Origin of the sequence: Microbacterium sp. LWH13-1.2 (genome assembly GCF_038397735.1) — a bacterium.
GTDB lineage: Bacteria > Actinomycetota > Actinomycetes > Actinomycetales > Microbacteriaceae > Microbacterium.
The window spans coordinates 1,154,594-1,168,704 of sequence record NZ_CP151635.1 but is presented as its reverse complement, the minus strand read 5'-3'; the positions used below and the strand labels follow the sequence as shown (position 1 = coordinate 1,168,704).

The following is a 14,111-nucleotide window of genomic DNA, read 5'->3' as shown; positions in this document are numbered from 1 at the left end:
CCGCAACGCCGGAGGACGGGCGAACACCGAACCACACGGAAAGGCAAGAACATGACATTCACGGATGCAGCGACGACGGATGCTGTGACGACGGGTCTCGACGGCCGATGGCGGGACGCAGCAAGACCACAGACCAGCGCCGACTGGATCGACCGCGCACAGGAGGTGGCGGACATCCTCGCAGCGGACGCCGTCGACCGTGACCGGGCGAACGCGACGCCACGCGCCGAAGTCAGACTGTTGAAGGAATCGGGGCTGGTGACACTGTTGGGACCCCGTGCGTACGGCGGAGCCGGTGAGAGCTGGGATACGGCGTACCGGGTGATCCGCACCGTCGCCAGAGGCGACGGCTCGATCGGCCAGCTCCTCGGCTACCACTACCTGTGGGCGTGGGCCGCGCGGCTCGTCGCCACCGACGACCAGATCGCCGCCGTCGAAGAGCTGTACACGACGAACGACTTCCTCTTCGGAGGCGCCGTCAACCCTCGGGATTCCGATCTCGCGATCCGAGAAGACGGCGACGACCTGATCTTCTCCGGACGCAAGTCGTTCTCCACCGGCGGGCAGGTCTCGGACCTCACCGTACTCGAAGGCATCCTCGAGGGCACAGACACGCACGTCTTCGCGATCGTCCCCACCGCACAGGAGGGGATCGTGTTCGCGGATGACTGGGACAACCTGGGGCAGCGGCTCACGGAGTCGGGCTCGGTCGAGATCCGCGACGTGCGGGTCCCCTGGGCGTCCGCTGCGGGATTCGTCGACAAGGAGTTCCAGCCGCTCACCTACAACGCCCTGAACGTCCCGGCGATACAGCTCGTGTTCGCGAACTTCTATCTCGGCATCGCACAGGGCGCGCTCGAGACGGCGTCCGCCTACACGCGCACCACGACGCGCCCCTGGCCCTACGGCGGAGACGACAAGCAGCACGCGACGGACGAGTGGTACCTGCTCGAGGGCTATGGCGAGCTCGCGTCGAAGCTGTGGGCCGACGAGGCACTGCTGGACGCTGTGGGTGCGGAGATCAGTGCCGTACTGCATGCGCCCCGCGAGGATCTCACGGCGCGGCGACGCGGCGAGATCGCTGTCCGGATCGCAGCGGGAAAGCTCCGGATCGTCGACGACGGCTTGGAGGTCGCCACGAAGGTCTACGAGCTGACCGGAGCGCGCGCGTCGGCGAATGCGGTCGGACTCGACATCTTCTGGCGCAACCTGCGCACGCACAGCCTTCATGATCCGATCGCCTACAAGAAGCGCGAGGTCGGGACGTTCGTGCTGAAGAACGAGGTGCCCGAGCCCACCTGGTACACCTGAGCGGTCTGACTTCTCACCCTCGGTGTCGCGCCGACGCAGGCGTGCGCGGCACCGGGGATTGCCTGCGCCACGGCACCCCGCAGCGGTCCACAGGCTCGGCCGCATCCCGACGGGCGGGTCTCAGCGGCGCGAGCGGATCGCCATGGCGGCAGAGTGCTCCAGCGGGACGAGACCATCGACGGTCCGCTCGGAGCACACCGCGTCGAACGCCGCTCGGAACGCGGCGCGGTCCGACTCGTCGAGCGCACGGTAGAACTGGCCGGCTCCCCCGACACCGCCTTCTGCGGACACCCACAGTGCCTCGACACCGGCCGACCACGTCCAGGTGATCTCCGACACCCGACTGCCCGTCCAGCCCGCATCGTCCAGCATCCGTGCGAAGCCGTCGACCGTCCGCTTGAAGTCCTGCTCCGGGGGCAGTCGCTCCCCGACCGACGGTGTGAGTCCCGCCCGGTCACAGACTTGACGCCACAGCCACGTCGGCGAGTTCGTCCAGACTGTCGCCACCACGACGTCGGCCGACACCCGCGAGAGCTCTCGTGCCGCCCTCCGCGGTTCAGCGACGTGATTCAGCACGAAGTTGGCGACGACCGCGTCGAAGACGCCGTCGTGAAACGGCAGCTGCGGCAGCGCACCGTCGACCACGGGGATCCCGGCGTGCTCACACACTGCGACCTCTCTCATCGTCGGCTCCGGCTCGCATCCGGTGACGTTCCAGCCCGCGCTCGCGAACGCCGCGGAGAGCGAGCCGGTGCCCGAACCCACATCGAGCAGGGTGCGCCCATGCGCATCCCCGAGCTCGTCAAGCACGAAGCCTGCGGTCCCGACGCACAACGCAGCGTATGAGTCTGCGTACGCGCGCCCCGTACCCGCCCAGTCCTTCATCGCGCTCGGGAGCGAGCGAGAGGCGAGAGCGCGACGATCACGACCACCAGCACAGATGCCGCGATGCCGAGCCCCGCGTATTGGAAGTTCGACAGGATCACTCCGGCGAGCACAGCGCCCGCCGCAGCCGACAGGCTCATGAGCGAGTCGCTCCGGCCCTGTCGTCGTGTGCGCAGCTCGGGCGCGCTCGATTCGGTGAGAAGCGCCGCCCCGGCGACGGTGGCCGCACTCCATCCCAGGCCGAGCAGGATCAGCGCGACCATCACGCCCCATTCCTGATCGTTCACGAAGACGGCGAAGGCGAGCGCGCCGCCCAGGAGCACCTGTCCCAGCAGCACGACGCGCAACCGCCCCCAGCGGTCCGCGAGGATGCCGAAGAGCGGCGAGAGAGCGTACATGCCGCCGACGTGCAGAGCGATCGTGATGCCGACCAGTGCCGAGACGTCGGCCGGCGTGGGCGCCATGCCCTCGCTGCTGTGGGCCATGTGCGCGAGATGCACGGGAGTCATCGCCATCACCGACGCCATCACGACGTGCGAGCCGGCAACCGCGAAGATCGCGTACCGAGCCACGATCGGACGATCGATCGCCACCTGCCCGGTCACCGCGGCTGCCGCTCTGGCGAGCCCTTGCGCGGCGAGAAGTGGATCGGGCCGCAAAGCGATCAGGTAGAGGATGAGCGCGGCGCACTGTGCGACGAAGGAGAATGCGTAGGAGCCGGTCTGCGGCGGCATGCCGAGGGCCTCGCCTACGATCTCTCCCGGACCCAGCAGCAGCGGTCCTGCCACGCCGCCGATGGTCGTCGCCCACACGACGATCGAGAGATCGCGTCCGCGGTGCTGCGGGGCGGCGAGATCCGTGGCGGCGAACCGGGACTGGAGGTTTCCGGCATTGCCCGCGCCGATCATCAGGATCCCCACCAGCAGCAGAGGGAACACGCGCAGCGACGCGGCCAGGATCACCACGGCGATGCCGACGAGCGCGAACAGGTTGCCGAGTGTCAGCGCGCGCCGCCTGCCGACCCTGGCGGCCAGGCGGGCGAGCGGGATCGCACACAGCGCCGCACCGAGGGTGACGGATGCCGTGGCAAGGCCCGAGAGCGCGTCGCTCCCCGAGAGATCGGCGGCGAGCAGAGCGCCGAGTGACACCGTCGCTCCGAAGGCGATCCCGCCGAGCACCTGTCCGAGCGACAGCACCAGCACCGTGCGTCGCTGGACGGCCGCCTGCTGGGTCGCCGTCAGAGCGACGACGGTCATGCGCGCACGGCGTCGCGCACGGTGTTGCGCAGGATCCCCAGTCCGGTGATCTCGACCTCGACCGTGTCGCCGGCGTCGAACGTGCCGACCCCCGCCGGGGTGCCCGTCAGGATGACGTCACCGGGAAGCAGGGTGAACACGGCCGACGCGTGCTCGATGATCGCCGCGACGGAGTGGATCATGTCGGTCAGAGGTGCCTTCTGGCGGACCTCCCCGTTCACGCGGGTCTCGATGGTCGCGACCGACGGATCGAAATCCGTGCTGATGGTGGGCCCGAGGGGGCAGAACGTGTCGAACCCCTTCGCGCGCGACCACTGTCCGTCCTTGCGCTGGAGGTCGCGAGCGGTGACGTCGTTGGCGATGGTGTAGCCGAGTACATGGTCGAGCGCATCCGCCTGGGTGACGTTCTTGGCGACCTTGCCGATCACGACGGCGAGCTCACCCTCGTACTCGGTCTGGTCCGAGATCGACGGGCGCACGATCGCATCTCCGGGGCCGATCACGGCGGTGTTGGGCTTGAGGAACAGCAGCGGCTCCTCAGGAGCCACTCCCCCCATCTCGGCCGCGTGGTCGTGGTAGTTCTTGCCGACGCACACGATCTTCGAGCGCGGGATCACCGGCGCGAGGATCACCGCGTCCGCGATCGGCACACGATCGCCCGTCGGCTCGTATCCGGCGAAGAGCGGATCGCCCGAGAGGACGACGAGGTCGGTGTCATCGACGATCCCGAAGAGGATGGCGTCGTCATGGCTGAATCGGGCGATCTTCATGCCACCAGCCTAGCCAGAGTGCAGGACGACGAGACCCCGCTGTGCAGCGCGCACAGCGGGGTCTCGGAGAGTTCTTGAGACGATCAGGCGTCAAGGCGCAGGAGCCAGCCGTGCTTGTCTTCGCGACGGCCGTACTGGATGTCCGTCAGCTCCTCGCGCAGAGAGAGCGCGAGTTCGCCGAGAGGCTGGGCCTCGTCGAAGCCCTCACCGACGAGGGCACCGATCGGGGTCACGACGGCGGCGGTGCCGCAGGCGAACACCTCGACGATGTCGCCGGATGCCACACCCTGGCGCCACTCGTCGATCGAGATCGGTCGCTTCTCGACCGTGTAGCCCCGGTCCTCCGCGAGCTGCAGCAGGGAGTCGCGCGTGATGCCCTCGAGAATGCTGTCGGACTCGGGCGTGACGACGCGGCCGTCCTTGAAAACGAACACCACGTTCATGCCGCCGAGCTCCTCGACATTGCGCTCCTCGTTGAGGAACACGACCTGGTCGCATCCCTTCGACGAGGCCTCGCTCTGCGCCAAGAGGCTCGACGCGTAGTTGCCGCCGGTCTTGGCCTTGCCGGTGCCGCCCTTGCCCGCACGCGCGTAGTCCTCGGAGAGCCAGATCCGCACGGGCTTCACGCCACCGCTGAAGTAGGCGCCCGCAGGGCTCGCGATCACGTAGTACGCGACCTTCTGCGCCGCCCGCACACCGAGGAAGGCCTCCTTGGCGAACATGAAGGGGCGGAGGTACAGGCTCTGGTCCTCGCCGGCCGGGACCCAGCGGCCATCGACGGCGATGATCTCGCGCAGCGACTGGATGAAGTATTCCGTCGGCAGCTCGGGCAGTGCGAGTCGGCGGGCACTGGCCTGCAGACGCGCCGCGTTGCGGTCGGGACGGAAGGTGTGGATCGAGCCGTCGGCGTGGCGGTAGGCCTTGATGCCTTCGAAGATCTCCTGGGCGTAGTGCAGAACGGATGCGGCAGGGTCGAGTGGGATCGGTCCGTACGGCTGCACGCGAGGACGGTGCCATCCGCCCTTCGTGGACCAGCAGATGTCCACCATGTGGTCGGTGAAGACCACGCCGAATCCGGGGTTCTCGTGCACCTCGGCGACCCGACCGGGTGTCGCGGCGGTCAGGTTCTTGGTCACCGCGAACTCCAGCGGAGCCACGGCGGTCTCGGCGTCGATGGTCGTCATCTCGTCATCCATTCCTCGTGCGGCGCGCGTCCTCGCGCCTTTCCAGCCTACGCCTGTCGCTCAGAGCAGAGCGGTGATCGCGGAGCCGACCTCCGCGGTGGTGCGCGCCCCTGCGCGGGACGCGATGTCGGACTCGACGGCGGCGCTCACGCGAGCGGCCTCTGCGGCGAATCCGAGGTGGTCGAGCAGCAGCGCGACCGAGAGGATCGCCGCGGTGGGGTCGGCCTTCTGCTGGCCCGCGATGTCAGGCGCGGATCCGTGGACCGGCTCGAACATCGAGGGGAACGCGCCGTCGGGGTTGATGTTCCCCGAGGCCGCGAGTCCGATTCCGCCGGTGACCGCTCCCGCGAGGTCGGTGAGGATGTCGCCGAACAGGTTGTCCGTGACGATAACGTCGAAACGAGAGGGATCGGTGACCAGGAAGATGGTCGCCGCATCGACGTGCAGGTAGTCGACCGCGACGTCGGGGTGCTCGGACGCGACCTCGTTCACGATGCGCTGCCAGATCGCACCCGCGTGCACGAGCACGTTGGTCTTGTGCACGAGCGTGACCTTCTTGCCGCGCCGCTCGGCGAGGTCGAAGGCGTATCGCACGACCCGCTCGACGCCGAAGGCGGTGTTGACCGAGGTCTCGTTCGCGACCTCGTGCGGAGTGCCCTTGCGGATCGCGCCGCCGTTGCCGACGTAGGGGCCCTCAGTGCCCTCTCGGACGACGACGAAATCGATGTCTCCCGGGTTCGCGAGCGGTCCCGCGGCCCCGGTGAAGAGCTTCGACGGACGCAGGTTCACGTAGTGGTCGAGCGTGAAACGGAGCTTGAGCAGCAGCCCGCGCTCGATGTTGGCGTCCTTGAGCCGGGGGTCGCCGGGCGTGCCCCCGACCGCTCCGAGCAGGATCGCGTCGTGCTCCGAGATCGCCCGGAGGTCGTCGTCGGTGAGGGTGTCGCCCGTCTCGAGATACCGAGCGGCACCGAGCGAGAAGCGGGTCTTGTCGAACGTCACATCGCTCTCTGCGGTGACCGCATCGAGGACCTTCTCCGCTTCGGCGACGACCTCGGGGCCGATTCCATCACCGGGGATGACGGCCAGCTTCACGACACGCGACATGACACTCCTTGCATCGGGATGAACCGGCCCGCCCTCGGACGGATGCCGAGCGGGCCGGTGCTCCCAGCGTACTGGTCAGTGCGAGGGGGTCTTGCGCAGTGTGACGGCCGCGATCAGGCCTGCCAGCACGACGAGCCCCGCACCGATGAGCGAGGTCACCAGGACGCCTGAGCCGAAGGCTGAGGATGCGGCATCCCAGAGCGCGTCGCCGAGCTGTGACGGCAGCTCCTGGGCGGCGGTGTAGGCGCCGGCGAGCGTCTCCTTCGCCGCGTGCGCCGCATCTGCGGGAATTCCTGGCGGAATGATCAGCGCTCCGCGGTAGAACGCGGTGATCAGGCCGCCGAGCACGGCTGTGCCGAGCACAGCGCCGAGCTCATAGGCCGTCTCGGACACCGCGCTCGCGGCCCCCGCCTTCTCGGCTGGCGCCGAGGAGAGGATGAGCTCGTTCGAGATGGTCTCGGCCGCGCCGATGCCGATGCCGAGCACCACGAAGGCGATGATCAGCGGTGCGACACCGTGATCGGAGGTCGTGAACGCGACGAGCAGGTATCCGGCGAGGGAGAAGACGAGCCCTGCCGGCACCAGGATGTGCGGACGCACCCGACGCGAGACAGGCACCACCGAGAGTCCGGCAACGATCATCGCGATCATCCCGGGCACGAGTGCTGCGCCGGCCGTCATCGGCGACAGGCCGAGGACCAGCTGGAGGTGCTGCGACACGAAGTAGAGGAAGCCCACGAGCGCCACGACGCTCAGCAGGTTCACCAGGATCGCACCAGAGAAGGAGCCCCGGCGGAACAGCGCCATGTCGAGCATCGGCACCTCGGCGTGCAGCTGTCGCCGCACGAACAGGTAGCCCATCACGATGCCGAGCAGCGCCCAGGCGCCGGCCGTGAGGCTCGGTCCTTCGACCGCGAGCGATTTGATCGCATACACCACGGGGATCATCGCGGCCATCGACAGCACGATGCTGACGATGTCGATGCGACCGGGGTTCGGGTCACGGCTCTCGGGAACGAGCAGCGGTGCGGCGACGAGCAGCGGGATGAGCACGGGGACGGCGATCAGGAACACCGAGCCCCAGTCGAAGTGCTCGAGCAGGAAACCGCCCACGATCGGCCCGAGAGCGGAGCCGGCGGAGAACGCCGACGCCCACACGGCGATCGCGAGGCGACGCTGGTCCCGGTTCTGGAAGATCGAACGCAGGAGCGACAGAGTCGACGGCATCAACATGGCGCCGAAGAAGCCGAGGAGGGCACGGGCGGCGATCAGCAGGCCGGCAGTCGGGGCGAAGGCCGCGAGGGCCGACACGGCCGCGAAGCCGGTCGCGCCGATCAGCAGCATCCGCCGACGTCCGAAGCGGTCGCCGAGGGTGCCCATGGTCACAAGGAGCCCGGCCAGCACGAGCGGGTAGACGTCGATGATCCACAGCTGCTCGGCGCCCGTGGGCGCGAGCGCGATGGATATCTCGGGGAGCGCGAAGCTCAGCACCGTGTTGTCCACCGATACCAGGAGCACCGGCAGCATGAGCACGACGAGCGCCGCCCATCCTCGGGCTCCGACGCGGGGAGCATCCGTCGCTGTCGTCGGGATCGACGCAGTACGGGTCATGGAACACCTCTCAGGATCACGACGGCATCGTTACTAAACCGTCCAGATGGTATAGTAACAGAATCGTCACACTGCCGCGCTACTGTGATGCAAGACGAACAGAGGACCCCGATGCCCCGACCTCCCCTGGCCCGAGAACGCGTTCTCGACGCCTTCGAAGCGATCGTCATCGAAGACGGTGAGCGCGCAGCCACCCTCGACGCGACGGCCAAGGCCGCCGGAGTCTCGAAGGGCGGGCTGCTCTACCACTTCGGATCGAAGGAAGATCTTGCCGCAGGTCTGATCGAACGCCTCGACGCCCTCACCACGGCCGATCTCGAACGCATGACGACAGCCGAAGAGGGGCCCGTCGCGTACTACGTGCGCACCTCTGTCATGGAGGACGATGCACTGGATCGCGTGCTGATCGCTGCGACGCGACTCGCCCAGGGCGGCTCGGCGTCAGCAGCCGACGCACTGCGCAGGAACCGGGACCGGTGGGAGGACACGATCCGACCCCATGTGCGGGATGCCGCGAGCCTCGACCTCGTGATGCTGCTGAGCGACGGGCTCTATTTCAACAACTCGCTGGATGTGCACGGACCGGAACGACTGGTTCCCCGCAGCGACGAGCTCTCGGACCTGATCGCTCTCGTGCTCCGCGCGACGGCACCCTGACACGCGGCCTCGCATGCAGAAAGCGGGAGGGCCGCCTTTCGGCCTGCCCTCCCGCTTCGCTGATCCGGGTCTGCGCTGTTCAGACCTCGGTGATCTCGATCTGACGGAAGAGATCTGCGTCGATGGATCCGCGCAGGTCGTCGAGCAGGTCGTCCGGCACCGGCGAGTCCAGCGTGAGCACGCTGAGCGCCTGGTCTCCGGCGCCGAGGCGCGAGATCTGCATGCCGGCGATGTTGATGCCGGCGTCACCGAACTTCTGACCGTAGACCGCGACGATTCCGGGGCGGTCGGTGTAGAGCATCACGACGTGGTGCTTCTCGATCGGCAGCTCGAGCGCGTGGTCGTTGATGGCGACCAGCTTCTCGGCCTGCTTCGGGCCCGTGAGCGTGCCGGACACCGAGAGCTGCGAACCGTCGGAGAGAGCGCCGCTGAGAGTGATGACGTTGCGGTACTCGTCGCTGACGTCGTCCTTGAGGAGTCGTACTGCGATGCCTCGCTGATCTGCGAGCAGCGGTGCATTGACGTACGAGACCGTCTCGCTCACGATGTTCGTGAAGACGCCCTTGAGGGCGGCGAGCTTGAGAACGCTCACGTCATAGTCGTTCAGCTCACCGTGCACCTCGACGTCGAGGCTCGTGAGCGGCGACGTCGCGAGTGCGGCGAAGATCTGCCCGAGCTTCTCGACGAGCGAGATACCGGGGCGGACGTACGGGTCGATCACGCCACCCGCCACGTTGACGGCATCCGGCACGAGGTCGCCGCCGAGAGCCAGGCGCACCGAACGGGCCACGGAGACGCCGGCCTTCTCCTGCGCTTCCTCGGTGCTCGCTCCGAGGTGCGGGGTGACGACGACGTTGGGAAGGTCGAGGAGCGGACGCGCCGTGCCACCCTCGGCCGGGGGCTCGGAGGTGAAGACGTCGAGGCCGGCACCGGCGATCTCACCGGCGACGAGGGCTGCATGCAGCGCCTCTTCATCGATCAGTCCGCCACGGGCGACGTTGACGACGAACGCCGTCGGCTTCATGGCCTTGAACTGCTCGGCACCGATCATCCCTGTGGTCTCGGGCGTCTTGGGCATGTGGATCGTGAGGAAGTCGGACTCGGCGACGAGCTCGTCGAGCGTCAGCAGCTGTACACCCAGCTGCTGGGCGCGCGCCGAGGTGACGTAGGGGTCGTAGGCGACGACGCGCATGTCGAAGGCGGCGAGGCGCGCGGCGACGAGAGCGCCGATGCGGCCGAGGCCGACGATGCCGACGGTCTTCTCGAAGAGCTCGGCTCCGGTGAAGGAGCTGCGCTTCCACTGACCTGCAGACAGCGACGCGTGCGCGGCGGGGATGCGCCGGGCGAGGCTGAGGATGTGACCGACGGTGAGCTCTGCGGCGGAGACGATGTTCGACGTCGGCGCGTTGACGACCATGACACCGGCCGTCGTGGCCGCCTTGATGTCGACGTTGTCGAGGCCCACACCGGCGCGGGCGACGACCTTCAGCTTCGGCGCGTGGGTCAGCGCCTCCTCGTCGATCTGCGTCGCCGACCGGATCAGCACGGCGTCGGCATCCGCGAGCGACGCGAAGAGCGCCTCGCGGTCGGTGCCGTCGACGTTGCGAACGTCGAAATCGGGGCCGAGGGCCTCGATCGTGGCGGGTGAGAGAACTTCGGCGAGGAGCACGACGGGCTTCGGCACAGGGATCCTTCGGGGCAGCGCGACAGGGGGCCGATGCGCCGCACACCGTGGGGGCGCGATCACTTCAACTGTACCCGAGCGGCTCCGCTGCTCCGTGCCGTGTGACGTCGAGCGACCGCGGAATCGCTAGGAGGCTGCGAGGGTCAGGCTGTACGCGAGCAGGCTCAACCAGAACACCGCTACGACGCCGAGGCCCGCCAGGAGCACGAGCGCGAGTTCCCCTGCCGACCGCCGCCTGCCGATGAGATAGGCGAAGACGAACACGATCGCGGGGAAGACGACGCCGAAAAGAAGCGTGGCCCAGCCGACGCCGCTCAGCCCGACCTGCGCCATGGTGATCAGGTGCGCCACGGCGTTCCAGATCGCGTAGGCGTAGAAGAGCCCCGCCAGCCCGAGGACGAGCCCGGTGAGCCACCGAGGCGATGCCGACGGGGTCGACGGTGACATCTGCATCTCGCTCATAGTCCGATCGCTCCCACCGTCACGAAGGGCCAGGGCACGAGGAGCACGACTCCGAGGAGCAGCACGGAAACCCGGATCCACCCGGCCTTGCCCCGCGTGAGCACCCAGCTCGCAAGGAACCACAGCAGAGGAGCCGCCACGGCGAGGACGAACCAGGGCAGGAACATCGCGTCCGCGACGAAGAAGTTCGCGAGCGGCTTGAGGCGCAGCCCGCCGACGACCCAGCCGACGCTGTACAGGAGATAGACGCCCCCGACGACGCCCAGGATCAGCAGCATCGCGGTGCTCAACGGCTGGTGTTCCTCATCGTCGTCGCCGCCGAGGCGTCCGACCGCAGCGCTCCCCTTGCCCACGGCGCTCCATCCCTCGGGCAATGCGGGGTCCTTCACCTCACCCTGGGTCTGTGCAGACTCAGCCCGCTCGCTGCGCGCCTTCGCGCGCTTCTTCGGAGCAGGCCTCGTCGGAGAACCGCCCTCGTCGCCGTCCCAGCTCAGGGCGTCGTCGGAATCGGAAGTCATGTCACCAGCGTAGGACACGGCGTCCACTATGCTCGGGGGCATCTGGGCCAGAAGCGGCCCCGGCCTGGAGGGACCACCGTGGCAGAGCAGAACGAGAACGTCGACAAGAGCACAGCGGGCGGCTCCGTCGACGAGCCCGCCGCAGGGTGGAAGCCGACCGCCGCCGCGAAGTCGAAGGCGACCACCTTCCGCTGGATCGCCGTCGCCCTCTGGGTCATCGCCATCGCCGCTGAGGCCGTCGGCATCTTCTGGCTGCTTCGCCAGCGCGTGTACGTGGGCGAGGACGGCACTCTCGTGCGCGACCCCGCCACGGGTCTCCTCGAGGAACAGGGCGTCACCGCCCAGTTCCCGCAGTGGGCGTTCATCACCCTTCTCGTGCTTCTCGTGGTCATCGCCGCGCTCGCGATCACCGGCTCGATCCTCTGGAAGAAGGCCAACCGCCTGGATCCGGCTCGGAAATCCGAGACTCTGCGGTTCTTCGTGCAGAACCAGCTCGGAGCGATCATCGCGATCATCGCCTTCCTCCCGCTGATCATCCTCATCTTCCTCAACAAGGACATGGACAAGGGGCAGAAGGCGACCGCCGGCATCGTCGGAATCGCCCTCGCCGTCCTCGCCACGGTGATCGGTGTGGACTTCACCCCGCCGTCGGTCGAGCAGTACACGGCCGACCAGTCCGCGGTCATCCAGCTGCTCGGCAAGGACGAGGTCGTGTGGGTCGACGGCGGCGCCGTCTACCACGTGTGCGACGAGGTATCCGATATCCAGACCGGCAGCGAGAAGCGCACGGGAACCACAGCCGAGGCCGTGGAAGCCGGCAAGAGTCGACTGACCCTCAAGTTCGCGTCTGAGCTCAACACCTGCGGTCTCGCTGTGCCGCTCAACGCGGACGACATCGAGGCGGCACTGCGCGAGATCCAGGGCGGCCAGGTGGACACGGTGCTGCCTGCACCGGTGTGGGCGAACGGCGACGACGCTCCTGCCGTCGTGGAGGATGCTCCGGCCTCGGAGTGACCCCTCCCCCAGTGCACGACGAAGGGCCCGGTGCGGATCGCACCGGGCCCTTCGTGTCGGACCAGCGTCAGCGCGCAGCGCTGCCGTCGACGTAGTCCTCGTCCTGCTGCTTCCATGCGAATAGCGAACGCAGCTCCTTGCCGGTGGCCTCGATGGGGTGCGTCTCCTCCTTGGCACGCAGCGCGAGGAACTCCTCGGCGCCGTTGTCCTGGTCGTCGATGAAGCGCTTCGCGAAGGCGCCGTTCTGGATGTCGGCGAGGATCGCCTTCATCGACTCCTTGACCTCGGGGGTGACGACGCGGGGGCCCGAGACGTAGTCGCCGTACTCGGCGGTGTCGGAGACCGACCAGCGCTGCTTGGCGATGCCGCCCTCCCACATGAGGTCGACTATGAGCTTGAGCTCGTGCAGAACCTCGAAGTAGGCGATCTGCGGCTGGTAACCCGCCTCGGTCAGGGTCTCGAAGCCGGCCTGCACGAGGTGGCTGACGCCACCGCAGAGCACTGCCTGCTCGCCGAACAGGTCGGTCTCGGTCTCTTCGGTGAACGTGGTCTTGATGACCCCGGCGCGCGTGCCGCCGATGGCCTTCGCGTACGAGAGCGCAGTCGCCCAGGCGCTGCCCGATGCATCGCGCTCGACGGCGATGATGTCCGGGATGCCACGGCCTGCCACGAACTCACGACGAACGGTGTGACCGGGTGCCTTCGGAGCGACCAGGATGACGTCGACGCCCTCGGGTGCGTCGATGTAGCCGAAGCGGATGTTGAAGCCGTGCGCGAAGGCGAGCGTCTTGCCCTCGGTGAGGTTCGGAGCGATCGACTCGCTGTAGATGGTGCGCTGGTGCTGGTCCGGCGCCAGGATCATGATCAGATCTGCCCACTGCGTCGCCTCGGCGACGGTCTTGACCGCGAATCCGGCCTCCTCCGCCTTCGGTGCCGACTTCGAGCCCTCCTTGAGGGCGATCGCGACCTCGACACCCGAGTCGCGAAGGTTCTGCGCGTGCGCGTGACCCTGCGAGCCGTAGCCGACGATGGCGACCTTCTTGCCCTGGATGATCGACAGATCGGCGTCTGCGTCGTAGAAGATCTCGGTGCTCACTGGTTTTCTCCTTGATTGGTGTTCGTGTACGTGTGTGATGTCTGGATTCAGCCGCGCAGTACGCGCTCGGTGATGCTCTTGCCGCCGCGACCGATGGCGAGGAGGCCCGACTGCGCGATCTCCTTGATGCCGAAGGGCTCGAGGGCGCGCAGCAGGGCGTCCACCTTGCCCCGGTCTCCCGTGACCTCGATCACCAGCGCGTCGGACGCGTAGTCGACGACCGATGCACGGAACAGGTTCGCGACCTCGATGACGTTCGAGCGGGTGGCGTTGTCGGTGCGCACCTTGACGAGCATGTGCTCGCGCTGCACCGACGTCGGGAAGTCGAGCTCGACGATCTTGATCACGTTGATCAGCTTGTTGAGCTGCTTGGTCACCTGCTCGAGAGGAAGGTCCTCGAGGTCGACGACGACCGTGATGCGCGAGATGCCCGGCACCTCGGTCACGCCCACCGCGAGCGAGTCGATGTTGAAGCCGCGGCGGGCGAAGAGCCCTGCGACTCGGGTCAGCAGACCCGGGGTGTTCTCCACGAGGAGGCTCAGCACGTGAGTCGACATGG

Annotated in this window: 14 protein-coding genes; 3 read left to right on the top strand and 11 right to left on the bottom strand. The window is 67.9% G+C overall.

Annotated features, from left to right (window positions below; all coding sequences use genetic code 11):
• The first annotated feature begins 51 nt into the window (after window positions 1–51).
• Window positions 52–1,311 carry an acyl-CoA dehydrogenase family protein gene (locus MRBLWH13_RS05370; RefSeq protein WP_341957251.1) on the top strand — a complete coding sequence of 420 codons (1,260 nt, stop codon included), beginning with the start codon at window positions 52–54 and terminating at the stop codon, window positions 1,309–1,311.
• 120 nt (window positions 1,312–1,431) lie between these two features.
• On the opposite strand, the gene MRBLWH13_RS05365 is transcribed toward MRBLWH13_RS05370, so the two are convergent.
• The 6 genes from MRBLWH13_RS05365 to MRBLWH13_RS05340 form a co-directional block, all read right to left on the bottom strand.
• Entirely contained in the window at window positions 1,432–2,121 is a 690-nt protein-coding gene (locus MRBLWH13_RS05365; RefSeq protein ID WP_341957250.1) for a class I SAM-dependent methyltransferase, read from the bottom strand.
• Between the two features lie 71 nt (window positions 2,122–2,192).
• A complete protein-coding gene (locus tag MRBLWH13_RS05360; RefSeq protein WP_341957249.1) occupies window positions 2,193–3,452 on the bottom strand; it encodes an MFS transporter in 1,260 nt (419 codons plus the stop codon).
• Window positions 3,449–4,222 (bottom strand): fumarylacetoacetate hydrolase family protein, encoded by a 774-nt coding sequence (locus tag MRBLWH13_RS05355; RefSeq protein WP_341957248.1) that lies wholly within the window; start codon window positions 4,220–4,222, stop codon window positions 3,449–3,451. The genes MRBLWH13_RS05360 and MRBLWH13_RS05355 overlap by 4 nt, the downstream gene beginning before the upstream one ends.
• Before the next feature lie 83 nt (window positions 4,223–4,305).
• On the bottom strand, window positions 4,306–5,406 hold the full coding sequence (locus MRBLWH13_RS05350; protein ID WP_341957247.1) for a branched-chain amino acid aminotransferase: 1,101 nt from the start codon (window positions 5,404–5,406) through the stop codon (window positions 4,306–4,308).
• A 60-nt stretch (window positions 5,407–5,466) separates the two neighbouring features.
• Window positions 5,467–6,510, bottom strand: a complete 1,044-nt coding sequence (locus MRBLWH13_RS05345) for a 3-isopropylmalate dehydrogenase (protein WP_341957246.1) — start codon at window positions 6,508–6,510, stop codon at window positions 5,467–5,469.
• A 75-nt stretch (window positions 6,511–6,585) separates the two neighbouring features.
• Window positions 6,586–8,121 carry an MFS transporter gene (locus tag MRBLWH13_RS05340; RefSeq protein ID WP_341957245.1) on the bottom strand — a complete coding sequence of 512 codons (1,536 nt, stop codon included), beginning with the start codon at window positions 8,119–8,121 and terminating at the stop codon, window positions 6,586–6,588.
• Window positions 8,122–8,232: 111 nt separating this feature from the next.
• On the opposite strand from MRBLWH13_RS05340, the gene MRBLWH13_RS05335 reads away from it, so the two are divergent.
• A complete protein-coding gene (locus MRBLWH13_RS05335) occupies window positions 8,233–8,778 on the top strand; it encodes a TetR/AcrR family transcriptional regulator (protein WP_056308042.1) in 546 nt (181 codons plus the stop codon).
• 79 nt (window positions 8,779–8,857) lie between these two features.
• Here MRBLWH13_RS05335 and serA read toward each other — a convergent pair whose 3' ends face one another.
• The 3 genes from serA to MRBLWH13_RS05320 form a co-directional block, all read right to left on the bottom strand.
• Window positions 8,858–10,462 carry a phosphoglycerate dehydrogenase gene (gene serA / locus MRBLWH13_RS05330; RefSeq protein WP_341957244.1) on the bottom strand — a complete coding sequence of 535 codons (1,605 nt, stop codon included), beginning with the start codon at window positions 10,460–10,462 and terminating at the stop codon, window positions 8,858–8,860.
• A gap of 126 nt (window positions 10,463–10,588) precedes the next feature.
• Window positions 10,589–10,924 (bottom strand): hypothetical protein, encoded by a 336-nt coding sequence (locus MRBLWH13_RS05325; RefSeq protein WP_341957243.1) that lies wholly within the window; start codon window positions 10,922–10,924, stop codon window positions 10,589–10,591.
• Entirely contained in the window at window positions 10,921–11,442 is a 522-nt protein-coding gene (locus MRBLWH13_RS05320) for a hypothetical protein (RefSeq protein ID WP_341957242.1), read from the bottom strand. The genes MRBLWH13_RS05325 and MRBLWH13_RS05320 overlap by 4 nt, the downstream gene beginning before the upstream one ends.
• Window positions 11,443–11,520: 78 nt before the next feature.
• Here MRBLWH13_RS05320 and MRBLWH13_RS05315 point away from each other — a divergent pair, with 78 nt between their 5' ends.
• Window positions 11,521–12,456, top strand: a complete 936-nt coding sequence (locus MRBLWH13_RS05315; protein WP_341957240.1) for a hypothetical protein — start codon at window positions 11,521–11,523, stop codon at window positions 12,454–12,456.
• 67 nt (window positions 12,457–12,523) lie between these two features.
• Here the strand turns inward: MRBLWH13_RS05315 and ilvC are convergent, their stop codons facing one another.
• Window positions 12,524–13,552 carry a ketol-acid reductoisomerase gene (gene ilvC, locus MRBLWH13_RS05310; protein WP_056308049.1) on the bottom strand — a complete coding sequence of 343 codons (1,029 nt, stop codon included), beginning with the start codon at window positions 13,550–13,552 and terminating at the stop codon, window positions 12,524–12,526.
• 47 nt (window positions 13,553–13,599) lie between these two features.
• Window positions 13,600–14,109 carry an acetolactate synthase small subunit gene (gene ilvN / locus MRBLWH13_RS05305; RefSeq protein ID WP_210097756.1) on the bottom strand — a complete coding sequence of 170 codons (510 nt, stop codon included), beginning with the start codon at window positions 14,107–14,109 and terminating at the stop codon, window positions 13,600–13,602.
• Window positions 14,110–14,111 lie beyond the last annotated feature (2 nt).